The organism is Parablastomonas sp. CN1-191 (assembly GCF_049354825.1).
GTDB lineage: Bacteria > Pseudomonadota > Alphaproteobacteria > Sphingomonadales > Sphingomonadaceae > Novosphingobium.
The window spans coordinates 1,437,532-1,463,136 of record NZ_CP186480.1 but is presented as its reverse complement, the minus strand read 5'-3'; the positions used below and the strand labels follow the sequence as shown (position 1 = coordinate 1,463,136).

The 25,605-nt window shown below is 64.9% G+C and carries 20 protein-coding genes and 1 tRNA gene; 14 read left to right on the top strand and 7 right to left on the bottom strand.

Annotated elements, in window-relative coordinates:
• Positions 1–2: 2 nt before the first annotated feature.
• Positions 3–1,376 (top strand): class II 3-deoxy-7-phosphoheptulonate synthase, encoded by a 1,374-nt coding sequence (locus ACOYW6_RS07270; RefSeq protein ID WP_423140664.1) that lies wholly within the window; start codon positions 3–5, stop codon positions 1,374–1,376.
• Between the two features lie 6 nt (positions 1,377–1,382).
• Here the strand turns inward: ACOYW6_RS07270 and ACOYW6_RS07265 are convergent, their stop codons facing one another.
• Positions 1,383–2,360 (bottom strand): quinone oxidoreductase family protein, encoded by a 978-nt coding sequence (locus ACOYW6_RS07265; RefSeq protein ID WP_423140663.1) that lies wholly within the window; start codon positions 2,358–2,360, stop codon positions 1,383–1,385.
• Between the two features lie 97 nt (positions 2,361–2,457).
• Here ACOYW6_RS07265 and egtB point away from each other — a divergent pair, with 97 nt between their 5' ends.
• The 4 genes from egtB to ACOYW6_RS07245 all read left to right on the top strand — a co-directional run bounded on the left by egtB (position 2,458) and on the right by ACOYW6_RS07245 (position 5,819).
• The gene (gene egtB / locus ACOYW6_RS07260; protein ID WP_423140662.1) at positions 2,458–3,705 is read left to right on the top strand and encodes an ergothioneine biosynthesis protein EgtB; all 1,248 of its coding nucleotides are present in this window, start codon (positions 2,458–2,460) and stop codon (positions 3,703–3,705) included.
• A complete protein-coding gene (gene egtD, locus ACOYW6_RS07255) occupies positions 3,702–4,700 on the top strand; it encodes an L-histidine N(alpha)-methyltransferase (RefSeq protein ID WP_423140661.1) in 999 nt (332 codons plus the stop codon). The genes egtB and egtD overlap by 4 nt, the downstream gene beginning before the upstream one ends.
• A gap of 44 nt (positions 4,701–4,744) precedes the next feature.
• A tRNA-Gln gene (locus ACOYW6_RS07250) sits at positions 4,745–4,819 on the top strand.
• A 475-nt stretch (positions 4,820–5,294) separates the two neighbouring features.
• Positions 5,295–5,819, top strand: coding sequence for a hypothetical protein (locus ACOYW6_RS07245; RefSeq protein ID WP_423140660.1), 525 nt, complete (start codon positions 5,295–5,297; stop codon positions 5,817–5,819).
• A 23-nt stretch (positions 5,820–5,842) separates the two neighbouring features.
• Here ACOYW6_RS07245 and ACOYW6_RS07240 read toward each other — a convergent pair whose 3' ends face one another.
• Together ACOYW6_RS07240 and ACOYW6_RS07235 are read right to left on the bottom strand one after the other, a co-directional pair.
• On the bottom strand, positions 5,843–8,464 hold the full coding sequence (locus tag ACOYW6_RS07240; RefSeq protein ID WP_423140659.1) for a type ISP restriction/modification enzyme: 2,622 nt from the start codon (positions 8,462–8,464) through the stop codon (positions 5,843–5,845).
• Between the two features lie 822 nt (positions 8,465–9,286).
• Entirely contained in the window at positions 9,287–9,862 is a 576-nt protein-coding gene (locus tag ACOYW6_RS07235) for a recombinase family protein (RefSeq protein WP_423140658.1), read from the bottom strand.
• Between the two features lie 509 nt (positions 9,863–10,371).
• On the opposite strand from ACOYW6_RS07235, the gene ACOYW6_RS07230 reads away from it, so the two are divergent.
• Positions 10,372–10,872 (top strand): hypothetical protein, encoded by a 501-nt coding sequence (locus tag ACOYW6_RS07230; RefSeq protein ID WP_423140657.1) that lies wholly within the window; start codon positions 10,372–10,374, stop codon positions 10,870–10,872.
• 457 nt (positions 10,873–11,329) lie between these two features.
• Here the strand turns inward: ACOYW6_RS07230 and ACOYW6_RS07225 are convergent, their stop codons facing one another.
• Positions 11,330–12,889, bottom strand: coding sequence for a tyrosine-type recombinase/integrase (locus ACOYW6_RS07225; RefSeq protein ID WP_423140656.1), 1,560 nt, complete (start codon positions 12,887–12,889; stop codon positions 11,330–11,332).
• A 301-nt stretch (positions 12,890–13,190) separates the two neighbouring features.
• Between ACOYW6_RS07225 and ACOYW6_RS07220 the strand changes: the two genes are divergently transcribed.
• The 3 genes from ACOYW6_RS07220 to mprF are packed head-to-tail and all read left to right on the top strand — an operon-like array spanning position 13,191 to position 17,089.
• Entirely contained in the window at positions 13,191–13,919 is a 729-nt protein-coding gene (locus ACOYW6_RS07220) for an AcvB/VirJ family lysyl-phosphatidylglycerol hydrolase (RefSeq protein ID WP_423140655.1), read from the top strand.
• 52 nt (positions 13,920–13,971) lie between these two features.
• Entirely contained in the window at positions 13,972–14,394 is a 423-nt protein-coding gene (locus ACOYW6_RS07215) for a DUF2147 domain-containing protein (RefSeq protein WP_423140654.1), read from the top strand.
• Between the two features lie 10 nt (positions 14,395–14,404).
• Complete coding sequence (gene mprF, locus ACOYW6_RS07210; protein ID WP_423140653.1) at positions 14,405–17,089, top strand: bifunctional lysylphosphatidylglycerol flippase/synthetase MprF; 2,685 nt, start codon at positions 14,405–14,407, stop codon at positions 17,087–17,089.
• Here the strand turns inward: mprF and yghU are convergent.
• Positions 17,044–17,904, bottom strand: a complete 861-nt coding sequence (gene yghU, locus ACOYW6_RS07205) for a glutathione-dependent disulfide-bond oxidoreductase (RefSeq protein WP_423140652.1) — start codon at positions 17,902–17,904, stop codon at positions 17,044–17,046. The genes mprF and yghU overlap by 46 nt on opposite strands.
• Positions 17,905–18,020: 116 nt before the next feature.
• Between yghU and ACOYW6_RS07200 the strand changes: the two genes are divergently transcribed.
• Positions 18,021–19,670: a M20/M25/M40 family metallo-hydrolase gene (locus ACOYW6_RS07200; RefSeq protein ID WP_423140651.1), complete on the top strand. Its 1,650-nt coding sequence runs from the start codon at positions 18,021–18,023 to the stop codon at positions 19,668–19,670.
• Here ACOYW6_RS07200 and ACOYW6_RS07195 read toward each other — a convergent pair whose 3' ends face one another.
• Both ACOYW6_RS07195 and ACOYW6_RS07190 read right to left on the bottom strand, forming a co-directional pair.
• Positions 19,671–20,768, bottom strand: a complete 1,098-nt coding sequence (locus tag ACOYW6_RS07195) for a branched-chain amino acid aminotransferase (RefSeq protein WP_423140650.1) — start codon at positions 20,766–20,768, stop codon at positions 19,671–19,673. It lies immediately after the preceding gene.
• A 403-nt stretch (positions 20,769–21,171) separates the two neighbouring features.
• A complete protein-coding gene (locus tag ACOYW6_RS07190; protein WP_423140649.1) occupies positions 21,172–21,690 on the bottom strand; it encodes a hypothetical protein in 519 nt (172 codons plus the stop codon).
• A gap of 49 nt (positions 21,691–21,739) precedes the next feature.
• On the opposite strand from ACOYW6_RS07190, the gene ACOYW6_RS07185 reads away from it, so the two are divergent.
• The 4 genes from ACOYW6_RS07185 to ACOYW6_RS07170 all read left to right on the top strand — a co-directional run bounded on the left by ACOYW6_RS07185 (position 21,740) and on the right by ACOYW6_RS07170 (position 25,580).
• Positions 21,740–22,501 (top strand): TlyA family RNA methyltransferase, encoded by a 762-nt coding sequence (locus ACOYW6_RS07185; protein WP_423140648.1) that lies wholly within the window; start codon positions 21,740–21,742, stop codon positions 22,499–22,501.
• A 61-nt stretch (positions 22,502–22,562) separates the two neighbouring features.
• Positions 22,563–23,117 carry a TspO/MBR family protein gene (locus ACOYW6_RS07180; protein WP_423140647.1) on the top strand — a complete coding sequence of 185 codons (555 nt, stop codon included), beginning with the start codon at positions 22,563–22,565 and terminating at the stop codon, positions 23,115–23,117.
• A 24-nt stretch (positions 23,118–23,141) separates the two neighbouring features.
• Positions 23,142–23,390, top strand: coding sequence for an accessory factor UbiK family protein (locus tag ACOYW6_RS07175; RefSeq protein WP_423140646.1), 249 nt, complete (start codon positions 23,142–23,144; stop codon positions 23,388–23,390).
• 90 nt (positions 23,391–23,480) lie between these two features.
• The gene (locus ACOYW6_RS07170; RefSeq protein ID WP_423140645.1) at positions 23,481–25,580 is read left to right on the top strand and encodes a catalase; all 2,100 of its coding nucleotides are present in this window, start codon (positions 23,481–23,483) and stop codon (positions 25,578–25,580) included.
• Positions 25,581–25,605: the final 25 nt, after the last annotated feature.

The following is a 25,605-nucleotide window of genomic DNA, read 5'->3' as shown; positions in this document are numbered from 1 at the left end:
GCGTGGCAAGCAACTGGACCCCGGACAGCTGGAAAGCCAAGGAAGCCCGGCATCTGCCAAGCTATCCCGACGCCGCCGCGCTGGGCCGGGTGACGCACCAGCTGGAAAGCTTCCCGCCGCTGGTGTTCGCCGGCGAGGCGCGCGCGCTCAAGCGCGACCTGGCCGAAGTCGCCGCCGGCAAGGGCTTCCTGCTCCAGGGCGGCGACTGCGCCGAGAGCTTCGCCGAATTTCATCCCAACAACATCCGCGACACCTTCCGCGTGCTGCTGCAGATGGCCGTGGTGATGACCTTTGCCAGCAAGCAGCCGGTTGTGAAGGTCGGACGCATGGCGGGTCAGTTCGCCAAGCCGCGGTCGAGCCCGGTCGAGGTCCAGGACGGCATCGAGCTGCCCAGCTACCTGGGCGACAACATCAACGGGATCGACTTCACGCCGGAATCGCGAATCCCCGATCCCGAGCGGCTGATGCGCGCCTACAGCCAGTCGGCGGCGACGTTGAACCTTTTGCGTGCCTTCGCCAACGGCGGTTACGCCAACTTGCGCCAGGTGCACCAATGGACGCTGGACTTCATGGGGCGCAGCCCGTGGGCTGCCCGCTTTGCCGAGGTTTCGACCCGCATCGGCGAGGCGCTCGATTTCATGGAGGCCTGCGGGATCGATCCCGCGACCGTGCCACAGTTGCAGGGCACCAGCTTCTTCACCAGCCACGAGGCGCTGCACCTGCCGTACGAGCAGGTGATGACCCGCCGCGATTCGTTGACCGGCGACTGGTACGATACCAGTGCGCACATGCTGTGGATCGGCGATCGCACCCGCTTCGAAGGGTCCGCCCATGTCGAGTTCCTGCGCGGGGTCGGCAACCCGATCGGCTTCAAATGCGGGCCCAGCCTCAAGCCCGAGGAACTGTTGCGCCAGCTCGACGTGCTCAACCCGGGGCGCGAGGCCGGACGGATCACGCTGATCGCGCGGTTCGGGGATGACAAGGTCGAGGCCGGGCTTCCGCCGCTCGTCCGGGCGGTGACCCGCGAAGGCCACCCGGTGGTTTGGAGCTGCGATCCGATGCACGGCAACGTCGTCAAGGCCGAGAGCGGCTTCAAGACCCGTCCCTTCGACCGCATTCTCAGGGAAGTGCGCGGCTTCTTTGCCGTCCACCGCGCCGAGGGTACACACGCCGGCGGCATTCATATCGAAATGACCGGCCAGGACGTGACCGAGTGCGTCGGCGGTGCCGTTGCCATTTCGGACAGCGCGTTGGCCGATCGCTACCACACCCACTGCGACCCGCGCCTCAACGCCGCACAGAGCCTGGAACTCGCATTCCTGCTGGCGGAGATGCTCAACCTGGAGGCGCAGGACCGCGGCAAGGCCGCGGCCTGACCGCCGTCAGGGCAGCAGCAAGGTCGATCCGCTCGTCATGCGCGCTTCCAGGTCGCGGTGCGCCTGTGCCGCCTGCTCGAGCGGATAGGTCTGCCCGATCGCGACCTTGACCTTGCCGCCGGCGATCATGTTCCACAGCTTGTCGGCGCCGGCGGTTCGATCGGCGGGATCGCGATAGTAATCGAACAAGGTCGGGCGGCTGACGAACAGCGACCCGGCCTGCGCCAGCGATCCGAGCGACACGCCTGTCACCGGGCCGCTGGCGTTGCCGAAACTCGCGATGATGCCGCGCCGCCCGGTCGCCCGCAGCGAGTGCTGCCAGGTCACCTTGCCAACCCCGTCATAGCTGGCCCGCGCGCCTTCGCCGCCGGTCAGGGCGCGGGCCTGGTCGCCAAGGTCCGCAGCGTCGGCGGGGATGGCCGCGTCTGCGCCCAGTCGGCGGACCAGTTCCAGCTTCTCGTCGCTGCCGGCGGTGGCGATCACGCGCACGCCGCGCGCCTTCAGCCATTGCAGCAGGATCTGCCCGACCCCGCCGGCTGCGGCATGGACCAGGGCCCATTCGCCTGCCGCGACCGGGGCGACGCGCTCCGCCAGCATTTCCGCTGTCAGCCCCTTGAGAATCGCGACAGCAGCGGTGCGCGTGTCTATCGCGTCCGGCAACTTGAACAGCTCATCCGCCGGAACGATGCGCGCACTGGCGTAGGCGCCGCGCCGCGGTCCGATCGTTGCGACGCAGTCGCCCACCGCAAAGCCCTCGGTGCCGCTGCCGACCGCTTCGACGACCCCGGCGCCCTCGCTCCCCAGCGGTGCGGGCAGATCGACCGGATAGACCCCGGAGCGGTGGTAAACGTCGATGAAATTGAGGCCGACCGCTTCCTGGCGCACGAGGACCTGCCCCGGTCCGGGAGCTCCTAGGTCGACGTCGCGCCACCGGATCACCTCGGGTCCGCCCGTCGTCTCGATGAAAGCCTGCCGTGCGCGCATGATTGTTTCCTCGATCGACCGCCGATGTCGGCGCGCGCGGCACTGCATGCAACCCGGCTTGACGGGAACAAACGCACGGCTCACCGTTTTGGGACGTATGGGGAGCCCGTCACCGCAGCCTGCCGCGCGCCCGGCAGCGGACCTTGCGCAGCGTTTCCGCGCTACCCGTGCGCGCAGCCTGGCCCTCGGCGCTCCGCTCAGCGACGCTGACGCTACTATCCAGTCGATGCCCGATGCCTCGCCTGCCAAGTGGCACCTGGCGCATACGACCTGGTTCTGGGAAACCTTCCTGCTGCGCGATCACGTGCAGGGCCATCGCCCGTTCGACGACCGTTTCGGCTACTTGTTCAACTCCTACTACGAAGCCGAAGGGCCGCGCCACGCCCGCGGCGCGCGCGGCTTGCTTTCGCGTCCCGCGCTCGGCCGCATTGCCGACTGGCGCCATGCCGTCGACGCGGCGATGGAGCCTTTGCTCGTGCGCGAGGAACTCGCCGGCCTGATCGCGCTTGGCATCGCGCACGAGGAGCAGCACCAGGAATTGCTGCTGACCGACATCAAGCACGCCTTTGCACAGAACCCGTTGGGCGATGGGGTGTGGCCGGAGCCTGCCGACGATCGCAATGCTTCGGCGCCGGTGCCCACGCCCGGCTGGACTGAGCATCCCGGCGGCATCGCCCGTGTCGGCCATGAGGGCAGCGGCTTTGCCTTCGACAACGAAGGTCCCGCACACCGCGTCCTGCTCGAACCGTTCGCGCTGTCCGACCGGTTGGTGTCGAACGCCGACTGGGCGCAGTTCGTCGCCGAGGGCGGCTACGCCGCGCCGTCGCTGTGGCTGGCCGACGGCTGGGCCTGGGTTCAAGCGGAAGCGATCACGGCGCCACTCTACTGGCGCGGTGACGAGCAGTTCACTCTGTCCGGGTGGCAGCCGCGGCGGCCTGACGCGCCGGTCACGCACATCTCGTTTTTCGAAGCGGACGCCTTCGCCACCTGGGCCGGCGCCCGCCTGCCGACCGAGTTCGAATGGGAAGTCGCCGCGCAAGGAAGCGATCCGGCGGGCGGCAACCAGCTTGACGATGCCGGGCCCGTGCACCCGCTCGGTTCGGCCGGGCTGTTCGGGGACTGCTGGCAATGGACCCGCTCGGCCTACTTGCCGTACCCGCGCTTCCAGGCGCCCAAGGGCGCGGTGGGCGAATACAACGGCAAGTTCATGTCGGGCCAGGCCGTGCTGCGCGGTGCCAGCTGCGCCACTGTGCGCGGGCACAGCCGGGCCAGCTATCGCAACTTCTTCTACCCCCACCAGCGCTGGCAATTCACCGGCCTGCGGCTTGCCAAGGACATGACATGAACGCCGATGCCGGAATCGCCCAGGGCCTGGCGCTCGTCAGCCGCGACGAAGACGGGGTCGACATCGCCTTTCGCGCCCAGGTCCTCGCCGGTCTCGGCCAGCGGCAAAAGGCGATCCCCGCGCGCTGGTTCTATGACGAAGCCGGTTCGCAGCTGTTCGAGGCGATAACAGAATTGCCCGAATACTACCCGACCCGCACCGAAGTCCACATCCTGGAGGCCCATTGCGCCGACATGGGAAGCGCCATCGGGCCCGGCCGCGCGGTGGTCGAATTCGGTTCGGGAAGCTCGATGAAGACGCCGCTGGTGCTGCGCTGCATTGATCCCGCGGCCTATGTGCCGATCGACATCTCGGGCGATTTCCTGCGCGCCTCGGCAGCGGCGCTGGCGGCCGATTTTCCCGGCCTCGCGGTCGTGCCGGTGGAGGCCGACTTTACCCGCCCGGTGCTGCTTCCGCCAGGCGTTTCGGACCTGCCCAAGCTTGGGTTCTTTCCCGGTTCCACCATCGGCAACATGGTCCCGCCCAGCGCGGTCGACCTGCTGCGCTCGATGCGCGGCACGCTTGGTCACGACGCGATGCTGCTGATCGGCATGGACCGGATCAAGGATCCCGCAGTGCTGGTCGCCGCTTATGACGACGCTGCCGGCACTACCGGCGCGTTCAACCTCAACCTTGCAAGCCGCATCAACCGCGAGCTTGGCGGCACCATACCGGTCGACGCGCTGCACCACGAAGCGCGCTGGAATGATACGCTGGCCCGGATCGAGATGCACCTGGTCGCGGCGCGCGACATCGCATTCACGGTCGCCGGCAAGGATTTCACGATGGCGACGGGCGAGAGCATCCATACCGAGAACAGCCACAAGTTCGATGCCCGCAGCGCCGCCACGCTGCTTTTGGCCGGCGGCTGGAGTCCGCGCGAAACCTGGACCGACGTCGATGGCCTGTTCAGCGTCATCCTGGCCGACGCCAGCGAAGCGCGCATGGCCCCTTGAGGCCTTCCCAAGCGCGACCGCGCCGCTATAGGGGCGCGGTCTGCTGGGGCGTCGCCAAGTGGTAAGGCACCGGTTTTTGGTACCGGCATTCGCAGGTTCGAATCCTGCCGCCCCAGCCAATCTCCAAAAACTGCGGTTTTCTGCGGGTTTTGGAAGTGCGATGTAGCAGCGGATTGTAGCACTTGATGTAGCAACCCTGTCGCTCGCTGCCGTGCCTCCCCCAATCCTCCGAGAGTGATTCTTCGAGTGAGACGACAAAAAGTCGACGCGACTTTGGAACTGGTTCTTCGCGATCCCCAGATCGAGCGCGAGGAAAAAGTTCTGCGAAAACTGATGGATACCTACCGCGCTGGGATGATCCCGCGCAACCGCCGGCGCCCCCTATTATCGGGTAGTCTCCTATATATACGTTACAGGAGAGGCGGATTACCTCTTCTAACCAAGAACAATCGAAAGCTGCCTCAATGGAGGTCCCTGTCTCCATGGATGAAGGCTCAGTTGGCAGGTCTGGCTTTAGCGGAGCGTCCACACCTTCAGCTGCGGCTCCGACTGCATGATGAGTTACGATTGCATCTGGAATCCCAAGGGGCAGACTTGAAGGTCTACCTTCGCGACCGTCTTACGCGCAGCCTAAGTGAGTTCCCTCAAACCCCTTGGTATCTGTTCGTTATGGAGGATTTGGATGCCAGCGGGGAAAACCAAGTCAGGCCACACGCACATGGCATGATCGAGGTGCCTCGCGTCTCACTCGACAGCATTACGGACGGTAGATCGCGTAAACCCTTCGAGCGCCTGCGAGATAAGACAGACTTGCTTACAGCGGAAATCGCGGCTGGTCGGAAGCATTTGCGAAAGGTGCTCCGGCGAGCGTCCGGTCATACGAGACGTGCTAACGTGTTCAACGGCATCGATCAGCGACCCAACGTCTGGACGCGAGAGTCCTACAACCCGCTCTTCAATCATGAAGCGATCAGTTATGCGTTCAAGAATGCCGATGCGCCAACATCTGCGCTGCCGGACAACCGTCTCGCAACATCACAAGCACTGCGAACAGAGGCTCGCCGCCTTTGGGAGCTAGTTCGATCAGGTGAGGCAGCGATGGACCAGTGGGCGTCGTAGGCGCGCGATATACCCCCGGTGGATCATCCGAAGTCGAACGTGGGTGCGTGCTCCGTTGCTGGCGGTTTACGTTCTCGATCGCTGGGAGTGGGCAAGCTCTCGGAGTCAACCAGCGGACCATCACATATGCGAGTTAGAAGGTCGCTCGCGAGCGGTTGCAGGTCGAGGGTTCTCGTAAGCACCCGAACCAAATCGAGTAGCTCATCATTCCATTCATCCGGCCAATCGCTTGGTCGCATGCGGTCTAATGCGCTGCTGGAGGTTGAAGCTCGCCCTGGGGGAGCAGAAGTCCGGTAACCCAACCATTTCTGGATAACTTGCATTCCTGTAACGCTGAAATCCCAGACGTCCGACCGGACGCCAGAAATCAACCCGTCGCCGACCCGCAACTCTTGTGCGTCTGGGTCATAGACGATTGCAGTTGGGTCAGCCGGAATAGTCGTAACTGGTTGTGCCCACTCAACACCTTCCACTTGGGGAACATGAGTGCCCTGATTGCGAGACGGGTCTTGGAAGCGCTCGGCGTAGGTATGGAGCCAAAGTAGCTGGCCTCCGAGATCAACTGCCTCCTGCCAAAGGTCGGCGTCTGTCGTGATTGGCAGCCTGAGTCCGGGCGTCTCAAGTGCCCCGGCAAACCGCTCTTGGTAAGCCAGCGAACTCAGGATCGCGTAAGCATACGATGCCATATCTTCAGGAGACGGGGACGGAATGCCTATCTCTGTGGCGAGCGCGTCTAGAAACCCTGCTGTGATATTTGGAACTCTCGCGGAGGCGTCGCGATATAGCGGGATCACGTCCTTGCCCCCATAGCTTCCACGATAGAAGTGAAGGTCTGGGACGTGTGCGGACACTGTCAGTGCCGGTCCGGACGAAATGCGGCCCGTGAGTAACGAGCACATGAAGATTTGTTGGTTTGATACACTCTGCCAGAGAGATGGCCGTTCGAGGTTGGTCAACCGCGGGTCTTGAAACGCCCACTGCCGATCGAAGCTACGATAACCGTAGCGGGAGATTGGCTGATGCTCCGTTTCAGCATCTGTATCGGCGAGGCGACCTAACCGACCAACTGAGGTGTGGATGTTTCGGCCAGAACTGGCCGTGAAGAAGAGGTCGGGCTTGTCCGAGATGGGCGCCGCGGCGAATGAGCGCCACCTCGCCTCTAGCATCTCAATCGTAGGAGCAATCGGCCATGTGCGGCCGAACTTGCACCCCGGTTGCTGCCAAGGAAAGATGTCTGACAGCAATGGCAACGCCGCCCACTGCGCATCGCCAGTAGAAGGAACAAATGGCGCAAACCAATCAGTTGCTGGCTCGATCCATTCGCCAGTCAAGGGAGACTCAGAGTCCGCTAACTCACGCATCGCTGTGAGCTTTTGTTCCGTAGTGCCCCGGATACGCCGGTAATGAATCTGTGCCGGCCTGCTCCGGTCGGTCGCACCGTCGCGAACCAATATGACCACAGCCACAGGGGTTTCGATTGCGAACACATTCTCTTCAGGGTGGGCGCCCCGATTATCCCCGCCCAGATCGAGAACCCAAGCCTCATCACAAAGCTCGCGCACCAGTTGACGCAACCCGATAAATCCTGGCCCAGTCAACCAACTTGAGCCCGTTATGAAGGCGACTACTCCTGGGCCGTCGCCATGAGCTTCGAACGCCTTCCACAGCGCCCATCGCCAAAAATAGACGTAGAGGTTGTAGAGGTTGGCGATGTGACTGAAGATCGTGTTGGCATTTGCAACGTCGTAGATGTCAGCAAAGAGGCTCCGCTCATCGGTGCGCCCCGGCACGCGACCGTCAACCACCCATCCGCCCGTGCCTCGTCCCTCGGACTGCCGTTCTACTCGCCGATATGGGGGATTACCGATAACGACGGTCACATGCTGGTCCAACTTGACTTGACGCGCGCGCTCTTGCTCCTGTGCCAGCGTCTCAGCGTCGCCAAAAAACTCGTGTTGGTCGGATCCGCCCAGCGGTGACTCAAGAGTATCTGTTAAGACAACACGGGCCGCACCTATCTCACCGCTCGACAGCGCTCGCAGCCTTTGGGTGATACGTAGATGAGCGACCGAGTATGGACCTGGTAGCAGTTCAAATGCGTGAAGATTGCGGCTCAGATTGGCTGCAGCTTGAGGCTCACCGGCTGGTCCCCTTGCTTGGACAGCTCGCCTGACAGCGCTCTCGATGACTGCCAATGGGAACGTCCCAGTTCCAGTCGCTGGGTCGAGGGTCACCACTTGAGGATCGGCGAAGCCAAGGCGTCTGCCGAAGCGTTCAACAAGAATCTGATCTGTCATCCGCGTCATTGCGCGGACGACGTCAATCGGAGTGAAATACACCCCCGCCTGTCGACGCTCCTCAGGGTCATAGACGGTCAGGAAATCTTCGTAGAAATAGAGCCAAGGATCGCCACGCCGATCAGCGCTACGGTTCACCCGCTGCGCATCGACCGCGCTTATAAGAGTCTCTAGAGCACCGAGCTCCACTTGAACTGCGTCGGCGAGCACGGGTCGATCGATGAGAGGCGCAAATGCCGCCGCTAAGACCGGGCTTGAAACGCGGATAGCAGCACGTGCCTCGGCAACCGTTATTAATCCGTCGTCATCATGGTCTACGTGATCCGCGGAAAGTGCGGCGAGGGTCATCCCATACGCGATGACCTGTGAGATCCCGTCTGCGAAATCCCGCTCGCTCGCATGAGCATAAACATGGCGGCGCCACGCTCGCAGACTCCCCTGAGCAAGCCGCCCAGCTTCGTCCTGTTGTTGAAGCAGCCAAAGTAGTCGGTCTCGCAGGTCAGCAGTGCGGACCGCAAGCCGCCGCGAGAGCGAGGCTACGTCCACGACTGGCGTGGGCGTCATATCAATGAACCTGCGCAGGAGCGCTACTAGTGAAGCAGGCTCCCATGAACCCGGCGAGCTATAGGGTAAGTGAGCTAGGTCACCCGACGGCTGCCCATCACGATAGAGTTGTGCTGATACACCGTTGCAGACGATCAGTATCTCAGCGTCAACACGCATCCGTTCCCATTGACGCGCGTTCCGACCTGTCCACGTTGCCGTGTCGACCGACACCGATGGCGCCTTGAGTTCTACGAAACCCTTTTGTTGAGTTCTAGGCCCATTGGATAGGACTGCGGCGAAGTCGGGTCGGGTCTGTTCGAGCCGAGTTTCTCGCACAAACCTTAGATTTCCCAGACCTGCTTCAGCTGCCACTCCGGACAACAAGACGCTGACCGGAGTTGTAAGCTGTGCTTCCTCTTCGGCGTCAACCGAAGCTCTCGCGGCGATCCGCACGGCTGTGGCATATTCTTCAGCGAGTTCTTGAAAGGACACGATTGCAGACCCCCGATGGTCTCATCTTACATCGAGGTTTGAGTGTGTCGATACGCCAACCTTTCGCCACCCACACCCAATGCTGTCTCACACGGTATGCCCCAGCGAGGCAGTTCGCTGAGACAAGAAGTATCAGTCGCGTTTTGCCGCCCGCTGGATTGCAGCACGGCTGACGCCATACTGCTTTGCGAGCATCCCGAGTGAGACGCCCTCAGCTCTTCTGGCACGCACCGTAGCCAGCTGTTCCGGCGACAGTGACGATGGACGTCCGAGCACCTTTCCCTGTGCCTTAGCTCGTAACAGCCCAGCTTGAGTGCGCTCGATCAGTAGGTCACGTTCGAACTCCGCCACGGCCCCGATGATACCCATCGTCATCTTCCCCGCCGCGCTGGTCAGGTCAACGCCCCCAAGCGCAAGGCAATGCACTCGGACTCCCTCACGAGTGAGTTTCTCAACGGTCGCCCTGACGTCCATGGCGTTGCGCCCTAAGCGATCGAGCTTCGTGACTATCAGCACGTCTCCGCTCTCCAACCTGTCCACGAGTCGAGCGAAGCCCTTGCGCTCCATTGCCGCGATAGAGCCGGATATGGTTTCAGAAATGACCCGGCTGGTTTCCACTAGGAAGCCCGCAGACGCGATCTCTCGCACTTGGTTGTCGGTGGTTTGCTCGGCGGTCGAAACGCGGCAGTATGCAAAGACGCGAGACATTGCTCGTCTCCTGTATCGAATAGGTGCATCGATACCTTGGGTGTATCGCAATACGGGTCAAGCGATATTCCGATACACGAACTGCCGCTGCATCGCATTCGACCATTTTCGATACAGCGCCGCACAGCCTCCACCTCAACGGTCAGCTTACCAAAAAAGAGCTTACTCACATTGGTAAGCCAGTTCGATGCAAGATGGTCGTTGCGTGCAGCTCCGCACCCAACTTCGTCCCGGTCAAGAAGAAGTCCTAGCACGCCGGGCAAGCTATGACCCGGATGGTGCCGATTAGCCGGTGCCGCCGGATTGCAGCCATCCACAGGCTAAAGCGTCTTGAACGCGAGGGCGCTAATTCATCCTTGGAGAACGCAATGGACCGAGGGTTGCAGGTCGAACGGAGCACCGGCAAACATCACGCCCAGGTGCCCGCGGTGATCCTGAAGGTCGACTCGATAAGGTGGTTGGCTAAACGCGCGCCTAGTGTTGGTTACTCGAAGAAGTAGGAGGCGATATTGGCCAGCACTGAAACCGAAAACGAGAGGCAGGAGCGGCATCGACAAGCCGAGCCCCTGATCGCCAAGTATTTTGCTGGTATGGTCGGCAGTATGGACGGCGTGGCGTTCCGCGATGAAACTAAGCTGCCATTCCCGAAAGCGACCATTCTCTACGCGGTGCTTAACACCATCGCCAATTGTCCCGACAGAGCAGAAGCAGAAGCCTTTTGTTTCCTTGCTGGAGCGCTTGGCCGGTTCCAGCCTGGCATCGGCGACGACATGCTGGTGCGAGAACCGGGGTTGGCCGGGCAACTTACGCCTGACGAGATGCAACGAGACATTGAGCTGACGGCCAAGATGTTAAAGGATTCTCGTTTCGCAAAAGAGTGCTGTCTCGCCGCTCTTGCGATGAACGATCGACTGAACCCACCGCGCGTAGGGTTCTGGAAGCGGCTGACAGGGAGGGACACATCGTCTGGCTTCGTCGATGCCGCTAAGGCCATTCTCGGCCCGGCGTGAAATTCGGCGGCGTGTAGCCAACACTAGGGTGAGACACAGCGGTCCAGCAGTCTCGATGCCTGTGGTAGGGTCGGTGTTAATTGTGGTTAGTTAGGGTTTTGTCGAGTGTTTTCGCGCTTTTTTTTGCCCCCCCAATACGGCAGTCGAGGAAGACAAACGCTGATCAAATCGTTTTTGCCCTACACCTAGGTAGGGTGAAACCACCCAAACCCGTCAATGTTAAGGGACGCGGTCTGTTGTGTGGGCCAACTAGTTTCGCCTTCCTGGCCAAAGCGTCGAAGTCCTAGCAAGACTCTGCTTACTCCAACTCGATGCTGCCAATTCGGGCGCGTTGAGAATACCCGAAGCCTTGCACCAACATCATCGAACCCGCGAGCAAAAGGCGCGTTTGTGATGCCATGCAACCGTTCACGCTAATTCGGCTTGCACAAACTCAGCAGCCCAGCTCCCTCGTGTCTCAAGCCGGGATGGGAAGGTTTAATCCCGGGTAACTGATTAGCTCGATTATCTCTGACTTGCGCGCGAGTGCGATCCCGTCGGGATTGTAGACCCGATATGTGAAGCCGCGCTCATGCCCAAATACCTGCGCCCATTCGTTTTCGGGAACGCCTGCGCGCTCCATGATGCGTGTCACGTTTTTCCGAAAAGAATGGAACGTCTTTTGGCGATCGCCGCCGAACCCTCGCTGGGCTTTGAAGCGAGAGAACTCTCTACTGGCATCGGCGCCGGGTTTTTTGCCGGGACCCTCTAAATTGAACGTCGACCAGACCCGATCCTCCGCCCTACCGCGTTCGCGCTTGAGCAGCCACTCTAGCGCTCGATGCACTGGAACCTGCCGAACACCCGCCGCTGTCTTCGAATCATCAATCTGAAAGTAGTAGACCCCGGCTTCCGAGCGAAGCTGCTTCCACGTCAGGGAGGCGATCTCATTCAGGCGCATGCCGGTGAACAGTCCGACGAGCATTACCTCCGTTAAATCGACGCGCTTGGGTGGCGGGTTGAAGAGGCATGCGAGCTCAACATTTTCCCAAGCTCGGTATGACTGAGCATTTCGGCCGTCCCTGATCTTGCGGTGGAAGCCAGCAAAGGGGTTGTCACCAGAGCAGTGGCCGCGCTTCCGTGCCCAGTCCCATAACTTCTGCAACGTCGCCATGTGGCGGTTCATCGTGCTATCCGAGAGCCCGGTCGGATGGTTTCCGTAGCTCGACGATAGAGATTCCCATGTTCCGCCGCGGGCTGACGGGGATCGACACCAATTCGGGTCCAGCAATTTAACCGCGTCCCGAAATTCGGCGGCATTCTTTACGGTAATTTGGCCGATCGGCACGTCTCCGCAGAACCCAGCGAACAACCTGAAGGTGGCCCGCTTCTGCTGCTCGGTGTTGGTTTGCTTCTCTCCAGACCTGTCCGCATTCCATAGCTTGAGAAACTGCTCCACCAGCAGCGTAAAGGGGAGTTCTGCGTGTCCGCTGTCGTTTCCCTCAGCAACTACCTGCGCGCGATCGAGCACTGCGCTGTTTGGCCTCGCTGCAAGCTCGCCTCGATCACGTCGGTTTTCAACATCAATGGCTGAGACGGTCGCCTCAGCCAGCATTCTTGTAAACCGACGGAAGGTTTCATCATCCCGGTCGACTTCGAAACCTCGGCCTTGGAGAATGCGAATTGCGGCGTCCTCCCAACGATCCGTTCGACCGCTGACTATGTCGCGAACAAGGCCGCCTTGAGCGCTTTCCTGCTTCGCGACATATTTACTGTATGCAGAAGGACCCTCATTGCGCACCGCCTCTCGCTTTGCGACCGCTATCGCTTGCGAGCGCTTGAAAGCATCCCAAGTGATACCGAGCAGGTCAGACTCGGTCGGCGTCGCAGCGTGAAGCCGAGCAGCCTCACTCGCTCGGAGCGCGGCCCATTTTTGGTTTAGTTCAGCAATGATTGGGAGAGCCTTGGCGGCAGCTTTGGTGCGATCGGTTTCGCGCATTGAGCGGGTGAACTGGTCGGTCCCGAAGGCAGCCACCACGTCCTTTGGCACTGGGACGCGCAACTGCCATTGCCTCGAGCTTTTCCGCTTGAAAAGATACCTATCCAGCATTATCCCGGAAACCGATTGTAGCATCTACTGTAGCATTCAGATGTAACATATACGCCGGCTGGTCAATAACTTACGGTAATCTGCGGCAGTTTGCTTGAGAAGGGTTCGACTCCTGCCGCCCCAGCCAGTCTCGCAACGCCCGCGCCTATTCACATCCCGTTTGCAATCCGCAATCCGGCCCGGCAAGCAGGCGCGGCGCGGACGACCTGCGCCCCAGGACGCGGATTGCATGGCCCGAAGATCGTCTCGCTGGCGCCGCGGCGCCACCTGGCTGGCGGCGCTCGCTGCTTCGATCGCCGCGCTGCTCGCCTGGTCCGGCTATTTCAACGCGGACGCGATTTCCATCTATCCGGCCGGCACCCGGCACGGCAGCAATCTCGCCGCGGTCTATCTTTCAAGCGATGTGGGCTTGCGGCTCGGGGCCGGGCAACCGACCATCGCCGCGCTGACGAGCCGGGGCATTCCCGTCGTCGCGATCAATTCGCTGACGTTTTTTCGCCGCCACCGCCAGCCGGCTGAGATCGCCGCGCTGCTCGATCGGGCGATCGCGCGCGCGCAGGCGCTGGCGCCGGGACGCCACGTGGTCGTCATCGGTCATTCGCTGGGCGCCGACGCCGCGCAAGTCGGACTGGCAGGCCTTTCGCCAGCCCGGCGCGAAGCCGTGCGCGGCGCCGTCCTGATCGTGCCGACTCGCGCGCTCTATTTCGAGGTTTCGTTGCGCGAAATGCTTGAATGGGGGCGCCCCGACGAGGCGGCGATGGATACGCTGCGCGATCTGACGTGGCTTCCGCTCACCTGCATTTCGGGGCGTGACGAGGCGGCATCGCCGTGCGGCGAGTTCGGCGGGGTGCGCGTCCGCCACGTCGTTTTGCCCGGCGGCCACTTGCTGCGCTTCGATAACGCGGCGATCAATGCCGCGGTCGTGCAGGCAATCGGCGTGAGCATCAGCTTGCGTTAAGCTTTGCGGGCGCAGCGGCGAGGGCTGCCGTTCTGGCCTGCCCGAGGCGCCGATGTCCAGGTTTGCGCGTTTTCCCCTGTGCCTTGCCGCCGCCCTCGCGCTGGCCGCGACGGGGCAGCCCGCGTACGCAAGCCCGCCGCCCGGCATCGACGGAATGATCTGGATCAACCCGTTCAACAGCGTGAAGGTCCGCACCGAACAGTGCGGCGAAAGTCTGTGCGGCCGCGTGGTCTGGGCAACGCCCGGCGCCGAGGAGGAAGCCCGCGAGGGCGGCACCGCCCGGCTGGTCGGCACCGAATTGCTTCAGGACTATCGGCCGTCGGGCCCGGGCCGGTGGTCGGGCCACGTTTTCGTGCCCGATATGGGCCACCGCTTTTCGTCGACGCTCGAACTGCAGGGCGGCGGCAAACTGAAGGTCAGCGGCTGCATCCTTGCCGGGCTGGTCTGCAAGTCGCAGATCTGGCGCCGGGCCTGACGCCCCCCCGGTGGTCCCCATCGCGCTTTCGGCGTCGGCCCGGCGGCTTGTGGCGCTGGGCGCGGTGGTGGTCCTGGCGGGGCTGGGGCTGTTCGCGGTCGACCGCCTGCTCGGCGAAGTCAGCATGCGCGATATCCGCGCGGCCTGGCACGGGGTCAGCGCGGCGCGGTTGGCGCTCGCGGTTCTGTTCACCGCCGGCAGCTATCTGGCGCTGACGCTTTACGACGCGATGGCGCTGCGCGTGATCGGCCGGCCGCTGCGCTGGCGGACAGCGGCGCTGGCCTCCTTCGTCAGCTACACGCTCAGCCACAACCTGGGCCTGTCGCTGCTGACCGGTGGCTCGGCGCGCTACCGGCTCTACACCGGGCACGGCATCGGCGGGGGCGACATCGGGCGCATCATGGCGCTGGCAGGCGCGTTTTTCTACGGCGGCCTGGTCATCGCGGGCGGGCTGGCGACCGCGCTGAGGCAGGCGCCGTTCCCGCTGGGTCCGCTGACGGTCGCACCTGCCGCGCAGCCGATCATCCTGGCTCTCGTAGTGGCAGCGCTGGCCGGGCTGATGCCCGTGCTCGGCCGCCGGCGCCGCTCCATCGCGCTGCTGCGCTGGCAGATGCCGCTGCCAACCGCGCGGCAGGGCGCGGGCGCGCTGGCCATCGCGACCTGCGACGTGACGCTGGCCTGCGCGGTCCTGTTCGTGCTGCTGCCCGGCGCGGGATCGGCGTTGTTTCCGGCGGTTCTGTCGGCCTACTGCGCGGCGCTGCTGATCGCCACGCTGACACACGTTCCGGGTGGGTTGGGGGTGTTCGAGGCGGCGATGATCGCGGCGCTGCCCGGGATCGACCGGCCCGAACTGGCCGCCGCGCTGATCGCCTATCGGCTGATCTATTATCTCGCCCCGCTCGGCGTCGCGGGCATCGTACTGGCCCTTTACGAGCTGCGCGCCTGGCGGCGCCCGGTAACCGCGGCGCTGGGCGTATCGCAATCGATCGCGGTGGCGCTGGCGCCGCCGCTGCTGGCAGCGCTGACCTTCACCGGCGGCCTGATCCTGCTCGTTTCTGGGTCGCTTCCCGCCATCCCCGCGCGCCTGCAGGCGCTGCGGCTGGTCGTGCCCCTGCCATTCGTGGAGGCGTCCCACATCGCTGCCAGCCTGGTCGGCACCGCGCTGCTGCTGCTGGCGCCGGGGCTGTTCCGCCGCCTCGATGCTGCCTTCCACCTGACGCGGCTGCTGCTGTTCGCGGGGGCGGCGTTCTCGCTCGCCAAGGGCTTCGATTACGAGGAAGCCGCCATCCTGCTGGCCATCGCCGCGGTGCTGGGGTGGTCGCGGCGGGCGTTCTACCGGCGCACCGCCTTTACGCTCGACGTCTTCTCGGGCGGCTGGCTGGCCGCCTGCACGATCGCGGTCGCGCTGTCGGCGTGGATCGCATTCTTCGCGCACAAGCACGTCGCCTACAGCAACGACTTGTGGTGGCAGTTCGCCTGGCATTCGGGCGCGTCGCGCGCGCTAAGGGCCAGCCTGGCGGCGTCGGTCATGCTGATCGCGGCGACGGTGGCATGGCTGTTCAGCGCGGCGCGTCCGCGCAGCGGCGAGGACGTCCGCGATCCGGGCGACATCGCGCGCCTGGTCGCCGACGTCGAAAGGGCAGATGCCAAGCTGGCGCTGGTCGGCGACAAGCGCATCCTGACGTCGAGCGACGGGACAGCCTTCGTACTTTATCAGATCCAGGGCGCCAGCTGGATCGTGCTGGGCGATCCCGCCGGGCCGCAGGACCGCTGGTCCGGCCTGTTATGGGAACTGCGAGAGCGTGCCGACGCGGCGCAGGGACGGCTTCTGCTGTACCAGGTTTCGCCCGCCGTGCTGCCCTTCGCCATCGACCTGGGCCTGCAGATCATCAAATACGGCGAGGAAGCCCACGTCCAGCTGGCAACCTTTTCGCTGGAGGGCCCGGCCTTTCGCAACTTGCGCCATTCGGAACGCCGCGCGCTGCGCGCGGGCGCGACGGTCGAATTCGTTCCCGCCGCCAACGTTCCCGCGATCCTGCCCGTGCTTGAGCGGATTTCCGCCAGCTGGCTTGCGGCCAAGGGGCAGGGCGAAAAGGCCTTCAGCATTGGGCGGTTCGACCCTTCCTACCTCGTCCAATGCGACTTCGCGATCTTGCGGGTCGACGATCGGATCGTCGCCTTCGCCAACTTGCTGCAGGCGCGGCGCGGAGGCGAACTCTCGATCGACCTGATGCGCCACGATGCCGCGATGCCGCCGGGCGGAATGGACCTGCTGCTGGTCGAGATCATGCGCTGGGGCCACGCGCAGGGCTATGCCACCTTCAACCTTGGCCTCGCGCCCTTGTCGGGACTTGCGGCGCGGCGGCTGGCGACCGTGTGGGCGCGGGCGGGAGCGTTCCTTTATCGCCACGGCGGCAGCATCTACGGCTTCGCGGGCCTGCGCGCCTTCAAGGCCAAGTTCGGGCCGACCTGGCACCCGCGTTACATCGCCGCCGTACCCGGCATCGGGCTGGCGCGCGCGCTATACGACCTGCAGGTTCTGGTCGGCGGGTCGCGCGCCAGCGCGTCGCGGGCACGGCACCCGGTGACGGACCGGGTCCGCACCGGCGCGCCGCCCCGTCCCGCCAACGATCGGCCCGCCGAACGGGTTCAGATGACGCCGGGTTCCAGCGCCTTGAAGTCCTCGGCCGAGTGACGTTCCTTCAGATAGCGGCCTTCGCCCGCTGAGGCGCGGCCGACCACGCGGCCCCGGCGCAGGCCCGGCCGCGCGGTCAGCTCATCGACCCAGCGCTGGACGTTGACGTATTCGTGGACCGACAGAAATGTCGCGGCGTTGCCGTAGGCGAGCCCCTTGGCGATCGCGCCCAGCCAGCCGTAGGCCGCCATGTCGGCGATGGTGTAGTCGTCGCCGGCCAAGTAGCGCGCTTCGCCCAGCCGCTTGTCGGCGACGTCGAACAGGCGCTTGGTCTCCATCGCGTAGCGGTCGATGGCGTATTCGATCTTGGCCGGGGCGTAGTGGTAGAAATGCCCGAAGCCGCCGCCGATGAACGGGGCGCTGCCCATCTGCCACATCAGCCATGACAGGCATTCGGCCCGGCCCTTGGCATCGGTAGGAATGAAGGCGCCGAACTTTTCCGCAAGGTGCAGCAGGATCGCGCCGCTTTCGAAAACGCGGAACGGTTCGGACCCCGACTTGTCGAGCAGGGCGGGAATCTTGGAATTGGGATTGAGCGCGACGAAACCGCTGGTGAACTGCTCACCATCGCCGATGTTGATCAGCCAGGCGTCGTACTCGGCATCGCTGAAGCCGGCCTCGAGCAGCTCCTCGAACAGGATCGTCACCTTCTGCCCGTTGGGCGTGCCCAGCGAATAGAGCTGGAACGGATGCTCTCCTTCGGGCAGCGCCTTGTCGACCTGGGCGCCGCTGGTGGGACGGTTGATCGCCGCGAAGGCGCCGCCGTTGCCGGGCTCCCAGGTCCAGACTTCGGGGGGCGTATAGTCGTCGGCCATCGGGTGCTCCTTCGCTTGCGTTCCGGGCAGAGGTAGCGACCCGGCCGCCCCCTGCAAGGGCGCCGGCGGACAAGAATAGCTTTCACCCCGCGCTGGATCGGCTAGTCCTTTGCGCCATGCACAAATATCTTCTCGCGGCTGCCGTCGCCGCGCTCACCGTGCCCGCTGTTGCACAGGATCGACCCGCCGCCGTCCCGATCGACACGGCGCGCCTGACCGAGACTGTCCGCACGCTGGCAAGCGACACGTTCGAGGGGCGCGCACCCGGCACGCGGGGCGAGGATCGCACGATCGGCTACCTGATCGCGCGGTTGCAAGGGCTGGGATTGGAACCCGGCGGCAAGGACGGCGCCTGGGTGCAGTCGGTGCCGCTGCTGCATACCCGGCTTGGCACTCCCGCCACGCTGGCGGCACAAACGCGCGCCGGGCCGCTGCCGCTGGCGTTCAAGCAGGACATCTATGTCTCGACCGTGCGCGATGCGGACCGCGCCGCGATCGCGGCCGCGCCGCTGGTCTTCGTCGGCTACGGCGTCAGCGCGCCCGAGCGCAAGTGGGACGATTTCAAGGGCATGGACCTCAAGGGCAAGGTCGCCGTGTTCCTGGTCAACGACCCCGATTTCGAAGCCACCAAGGGCGACAAGGTCGCCGGCACGTTCGGCGGTAAGCGGATGACCTATTACGGGCGCTGGACCTACAAGTTCGAGGAAGCGGCCCGGCGCGGCGCGGTGGGTGCGCTGATCGTGCACGATACGCCGGGCGCGGGCTATGGCTGGAATGTGGTCATCAGCCCCAACGGCGAGAACTATGCGCTGGCGGGCGAGGACACGCCGCTGCAGCTCCAGGGCTGGCTGTCGGGCGACGCGGCGAGCAGGCTGTTCGCGGGCGCGGGGATGGACCTGGCGAAGCTGCGTGTCGCAGCGCGGTCCGCCGCGTTCAAGGCGGTGGCCATGAACGGCGCCACCTTCACCGCCGACGTGCCGGTCACGCGCGAGACGGTGACCAGCCACAACGTGCTCGCGAAGATCCCAGGCACCGCCGCCGCTGACGAGGCGGTGATGTTTGGTGCCCACTGGGATGCTTACGGCGCCGGCCCGGCCGATGCGCAGGGGCGGATCTATCGCGCCGGTGCGAACGACGATGCACTGGGCGTCGCCGGACTGCTGGAAATCGCCCGCCGCTTTAAAGCCGCGCCCGCGCCGCGCCGCAGCGTCCTGTTCGGGTTCTGGACCGCGGAGGAACGCGGTCTGCTCGGCTCCGAGTTCTATGCCCGCAACCCGACGTTCCCACTCGACAAGACCGTCGCCAACCTGACGCTCGACATCTTGCAGACCGCCGGCCCCGCGCGCGACACGATCCTGGTTGGCGAAGGCCAGTCCAGCCTAGAGGAGGACATGGCGAAAGCCGCCGCGGCGCAGGGCCGCACGGTGACACCCGAAAACCTGCCCGAGCGCGGGCTGTTCTACCGCGCCGATCATTTCAGCTTCGCCAAGCGCGGCGTGCCCGTTCTGCTGCAGATGGGGATAGCCGGGGCCAGCGACCTGGTGACGGGCGGCCGGCCCGCCGGGCAGGCCTGGATCGATGCCTACACCGGCAAGTGCTACCACCAGGCCTGCGACGCCTGGGATCCGAGCTGGAACCTAGACGGGGCGGCGATGGACATCGACCTGCTGGCCCGTGTCGGCGCCGGATTGGCGGACGGTGCTGCCTGGCCGACGTGGAAGGCGGGCAGCGAGTTCAGGACACTGCGGCCCAACCCGGGAAAATGATCAGTCCAGCCTGACGACCCAGCCGTGTGGATCGGGCGCTTCGCCGCGCTGGATAGCCACCAGGCGGCTGCGCAGCTTCTGGGTCAGCTGGCCCGGCGTGCCTGCCCCGATCGTGAATTCGCCGTCGTGGCCGGCCACCTTGCCTACCGCAGTTACGACAGCGGCCGTGCCGCACGCGAACGTCTCCACCAAGGCGCCCGATGCGGCGTCGGCGCGCCACTGGTCGATGCCATAGCGCTCCTCGCGCACGGTCAGCCCCTCGTCGTGCATCAGGTCGATCAGGCTGTCGCGGGTGATGCCGGGCAGGATCGTGCCGCCCAGCGGGGGCGTGATCACGCTGCCGTCGGCCATGACGAAGAACAGGTTCATGCCGCCAAGTTCCTCGATCCAGCGATGCTCCGCCGCGTCAAGGAAGACCACCTGGTCATGTCCGCGCGCGATAGCCTCGGCCTGGGGCACCAGGCTGGCGGCATAGTTGCCGCCGCACTTGGCAGCGCCGGTGCCGCCAGGCGCGGCGCGGGTGTAGTCGCTGCTGACCCAGATCGACACCGCCGGCGCGCCCGACTTGAAATAATTGCCCGCGGGGCTGGCGATGACGACGAACTTGTATTCCCTGGCCGGGCGCACGCCAAGGAACGCCTCGGACGCGAACATGAACGGGCGAAGGTAAAGCGACCCGCCGTCGACCGGGGGAAACCACTCGCGGTCGGTTGCGACCAGTTCCTTGATCGCGCCGATGAACAGCGCCTCGGGCAGGTCCGGCATCGCCAGGCGCGCGGCCGAGCGGTTGAAGCGCGCGGCGTTTGCCTGCGGACGAAACAGCGCGGTGCCTCCGTCGGCGGTGCGATAGGCCTTGAGCCCCTCGAAGATCTCCTGCGCATAGTGCAGCACCGCAGCGGCCGGATCGAGCGCGATCGGACCGCGCGGGCCGATCGTTGCATTGTGCCAGCCCTTCGCTTCGGACCAGTCGATAACGACCATGTGGTCGGAGAATATCTTGCCGAAACCGGGATCGCGCAGCGCTTCGACGCGGGTGGCGCCGGGGACGGGAGCGGGGTGTGGCTGGCGGGCAAAGGCGGGATCGGCGAGCGTCGCCATGGCAGGTTCTCCTCGCGCGGCGCGTGAACGAAACGTGCCGGGAAATCAAGTTTTGTGAAATATTCGCCAAGCGGCGTAAATGAGAAGGGCGGCCCCGCCGTGGCAGGTACCGCCCTTCGCATGGTCAGCGGCCGAAAGAGAGCCGCTCACGAAGCCTCTATCGCGACGTCAGCGATAATGCTCCATGGCGCGGATTTCCGACCTCCCTGCTGAACCATGAGACATCGGTCACCTCCTTTCGCGCTGTTGAGCCAGGAGCTTCCGATCAGGGAAGCCCGGGGCCACCGGCGAGCCCGGTGGGCCTTGCCGAATGTGTGAATCATTCGGCCGCGCACAACAAGTCTTGAGTAATTTTTTTTTGGCGTCAGAATCCGCGACTTCGCGCGGCTTTTCCACAGCGGCTTCAGCGGCAATCCTCGATCACGCGACTGACCTCGGGCCAGCTCGGGACCAGCATCGCCTCGCTGCCGCCTGCCTCGACCATGAAACGCCCGCGTGAATAGGCCATCGCGTCGAGTAGCGGGTCGCGCGCCGGGAGCGCCACCGCGATGGCGCCGGCGCCGACCGTTCCGTCCAGCATCCGCCGCTGCGCGGTGGTCGTGACCACCACCGGCACGCGCGCAGCGGTGGCGGGGGCGAAGCGTGTCAGCGTGACCGTGCCGGGTGTCTCGCACGCCAGCCGCAGGGCGGGCTGCCCGGCCAGGCCGAAATCGGCGCGGGTATGCCCGCCCGCCAACGTCAGCGTCCAGGTGCCCGGGCTCTGCGCGCGGTCGCGCCAATCGGCGACTGGCGGCGGCGCGGGGGCGGGCCGCGGCGCCGGGCGCGGCGGCGGCGGCGGGGCGGGCCGCGGCGTCGCGCAGGCGGCCACCGCCACGGTCAGCATGGCGGCGGCAAGGGTGCGAGCGACGGGAATTGCCTTCATGCTCCCCCTATGGAAGGAGGCGGCTTCGCTAACAACCCGCAAGCCCTCGATGACCCGATCCGATCCGCCCAGCCGTGCCAAAAAGGCGCGCGTCGACCAGTTGCTGGTCGAACGCGGGCTGGTGGAAAGCCGCACCCGCGCCTCGGCGCTGGTCCTTGCCGGGCTGGTCTATTCTGGGGAAACCAGGATCGCCAAGCCGGGGCAGCCGCTCGCCGGCGACGCGGCGCTGGAGGTGCGCGGCCGCGACCATCCGTGGGTCAGCCGTGGCGGCATCAAGCTGGCCCACGCGATAGAGCATTTCGGCCTCGACCCGGCGGGCGCCACGGCGATGGATATCGGCAGTTCCACCGGCGGCTTCACCGATGTGCTGCTGCAAAAGGGCGCGGCGCACGTTTTCGCGGTCGATTCGGGCACCAACCAGCTGGCCTGGAAATTGCGCCAGGACCCGCGCGTGACCGTCCTGGAACAGACCAGCGCGCGGATCCTGACGAGCGCGCAGATCGACCGGCCGTGCGACTGGGTGGTATGCGATGCCAGCTTCATCGGGCTGGCAAAGGTGCTGGAGGTTCCGCTGGTTCTGGCGGCGCCCGCGTGCCGCCTGGTCGCGCTGATCAAGCCCCAGTTCGAAGTCGGCCGGGGCGAAGTCGGCAAGGGCGGGGTGGTGCGCGATCCCGCGCTGCACGCCCGCGTCTGCGACGAGGTGCGCGGCTGGCTGGAAGGCACCGGCTGGCGCGTCGACGGGATCGAGCGTAGCCCGATCACCGGGCCGGAAGGCAACGTCGAGTTCCTGCTGTCCGCCGCCCGGGGTTGAGCAGCAGGCGCAGGCAGGCCACAACCGCCGCCGAATCGAACGATCCGGGGTCCTGACTGCCATGACCATGCTCGCCTCTCGCGCCCAGCTGCGCGGTTTGTTTCTGCGTCGTGCGCTGTTCATCGTGCCCGCGGTGCTGCTGCTGGGTTTCCTGTCTGGGCGGCTGGCGAACAGCGGCCCGGGCAACGACTGGTTCGCTGCGCTGGTCAAGCCGTCGATCTACCCCCCGCCGGCGGCCTTCGGGATCGTTTGGTCCATCCTTTACGTCCTGATCGGCCTTGCCGCGGCGATGGTCGCGGCCGCTTACGGGGCGCGCGGGCGCAGCGGCGCTCTGGTGCTGTTCGTTGTCCAGCTGGCGGTCAATCTTGCCTGGACGCCGGTGTTCTTCGGGCTGCACCGGATGACCTGGGCGCTGGGCGTGATCGCGCTGCTCGACGTGCTGGTGATCGTCACCACGATCGCGTTCTGGCGGGTGCGCTGGCTCGCGGGGGCGCTGCTGCTACCCTACCTGGCGTGGATCCTGTTCGCGACCGCGCTCAATTACCAGTTCCTTGCCGCCAATCCGGGCGCCGACGGGGTCGACAGCTCGGGCGCGGCGGCGCGGCTTGCCATCTAGCGCGGCGCATCCCACATAACGGCCATGCAAAGCGAAAACCCCATGATCGCCGACTTCGTCAAGCTGCTTAACAGCGCCGCCGGCACGATGGCCGGGATGGGCCGCGAGGCGCGCGATGCCGCGCGCGAGCGGATGAAGGAAGCGATGGGCGGTCTGGACTTCGTCAGCCGTGAAGAGTTCGACGCGGTCAAGGCGATGGCCGCCGCCGCTGCCGACAAGGCGGACGCGCTGGAAAAGCGGCTGGCTGCGCTGGAAGCCAAGCCCACCTCCTGATCCGGCTGAACGCGGCCGCTTTATTCGCGGCGGCAGGGAACACCCGATGCTGCCAGTCGTCTTCCTGGGACAGCAGGAGAGACGACGACCATGGCCAAGGCCCCCAGCAAAACCACTGCTTTCGATACCGCTGCCGGCGACGGCGGTGAAACGCACCAGCAGGCCGCCAAGGGCGCCGACGATACCGCCTTCCTGACCACGAACCAGGGCATCCGCGTTTCCGACAACCAGAACAGCCTCAAGAGCGGCGCCCGCGGGCCGACGCTGCTCGAGGACTTCGTGCTGCGCGAGAAGATCTTCCACTTCGATCACGAGCGCATTCCCGAGCGGATCGTCCATGCCCGCGGTTCGGCGGCACACGGCGTGTTCGAATGCACGAAGGCCATTCCCGAACTGACGCGGGCGGCGCCGTTCCAGGCCAAGGGCAAACAGACCGAAGTGTTCACCCGTATCTCTACGGTGGCGGGCGGAGCCGGGAGTGTCGACACCCCGCGCGACGTACGCGGCTTTGCGGTCAAGTTCTATACCGACGAAGGCAACTGGGACCTGGTCGGCAACAACATCCCGGTGTTCTTCATCCAGGATGCGATCAAGTTCCCCGACCTGATCCACAGCGTGAAAATGGAGGCCGACAAGGGCTATCCGCAGGCCGCCTCTGCGCACGACACCTTCTGGGACTTCATCGGGCTGATGCCTGAATCGATGCACATGATCATGTGGGCGATGAGCGACCGCGCCATCCCGCGCAGCCTGCGCATGATCGAAGGCTTCGGCATTCACACCTTCCGCCTGGTGAACGCCGCGGGCGAATCGACCTTCTGCAAGTTCCACTGGAAGCCCGTGCTGGGCCTTCAGTCGACCACGTGGGACGAAGCGGTAAAGATCGCCGGCGCCGATCCCGATTACCATCGCCGCGATCTGTTCGAGGCGATCGAGGCGGGCGATTTTCCCGCCTGGGACCTGGGCCTGCAGATATTCGACGAGGATTTCGCCAAGGCCCAGCCCTACGACGTGCTCGATTCCACGAAGCTGATTCCGGAAGAGGACCTCCCGGTCCAGATCGTCGGGCGCATGACGCTCAACCGCAATCCGGACAATTTCTTTGCCGAAACCGAACAGGCGGCGTACTGTCCGGGCAACGTCGTGCCGGGCATCGACTTCACTGCCGATCCGCTGCTGCAAGGGCGGCTGTTTTCCTACCTCGACACGCAGAAATCGCGGCTGGGGACCACTAACTTCCACCAGATCCCGATCAACGCGCCGCGTTGCCCGATGCACAACTTCAACCGCGATGGGTTGATGCAGACGCAAGTGCCCAAGGGCCGCGCCAATTACGAGCCCAACAGCCTGGGCGATGCGGGCGAGGACGGCGGCCCGCGCGAAAGCCCGGCGACGGGCTTCACGAGCTTCGCCGCCAGCGACACCGGCAGCGAAAGCGGCGAACGGTTGCGCGTGCGGCCGGAACTGTTCGCCGATCACTATAGCCAGGCGCGGCTGTTCTACCGCTCGCAGCAGCCGATCGAGCAGGCGCACATCGCCTCGGCGATCGTGTTCGAGCTGTCGAAATGCCTGTTGCCGCAAGTGCCGCAGCGCATTCTCAGCCGCCTGCGCAACATCGACGAGGATCTCGCCAAGCGGGTTGCCGCGGGCCTGGCGATGGATTTGCCCGATGCGGCCGAGGCAGCGCGCGAACCGGTCGACATGAAGCCTTCGCCGGCTCTCTCGATCCTCGAGCATGGCCAGCCGCCGATGAAAGGCCGCAAGGTCGCGATCCTGTTCGACGAAGGCTCCAGCCTCGAGGCGATCAACGGCATCAAGACGGCGGTCGAAAAGGACGGCGGCAGCGTCTTTCTTGTCGCCCCGAAGATCGGCGAACTCAAGGTCAAGGGCGGCACGCTCAAGGCCGACGGCCAGCTGGCCGGGTCGCCCTCGGTCCTGTTCGACGCGGTCGCCTGCGCGATCATGCCCGACAACGCCAAGAAGCTGGCGATGGATTCGGCCGCGCTGGGCTGGTTCATGGACGCCTACAGCCACTGCAAGACCATCGGTTATTGCCCGGCCACCAAGGAATTCATCCTCGACAAGCTGGGGATCGAACCGGACGAGGGCGTCATCCCGAACGACAAGTTCGCGGGCGTTGCACCGGCGCGGCACTGGGCCCGCGAGCCCAAGGTTCGCATGCTGGCGTAAAGCGCGAACCGAGGTGCGCATGACC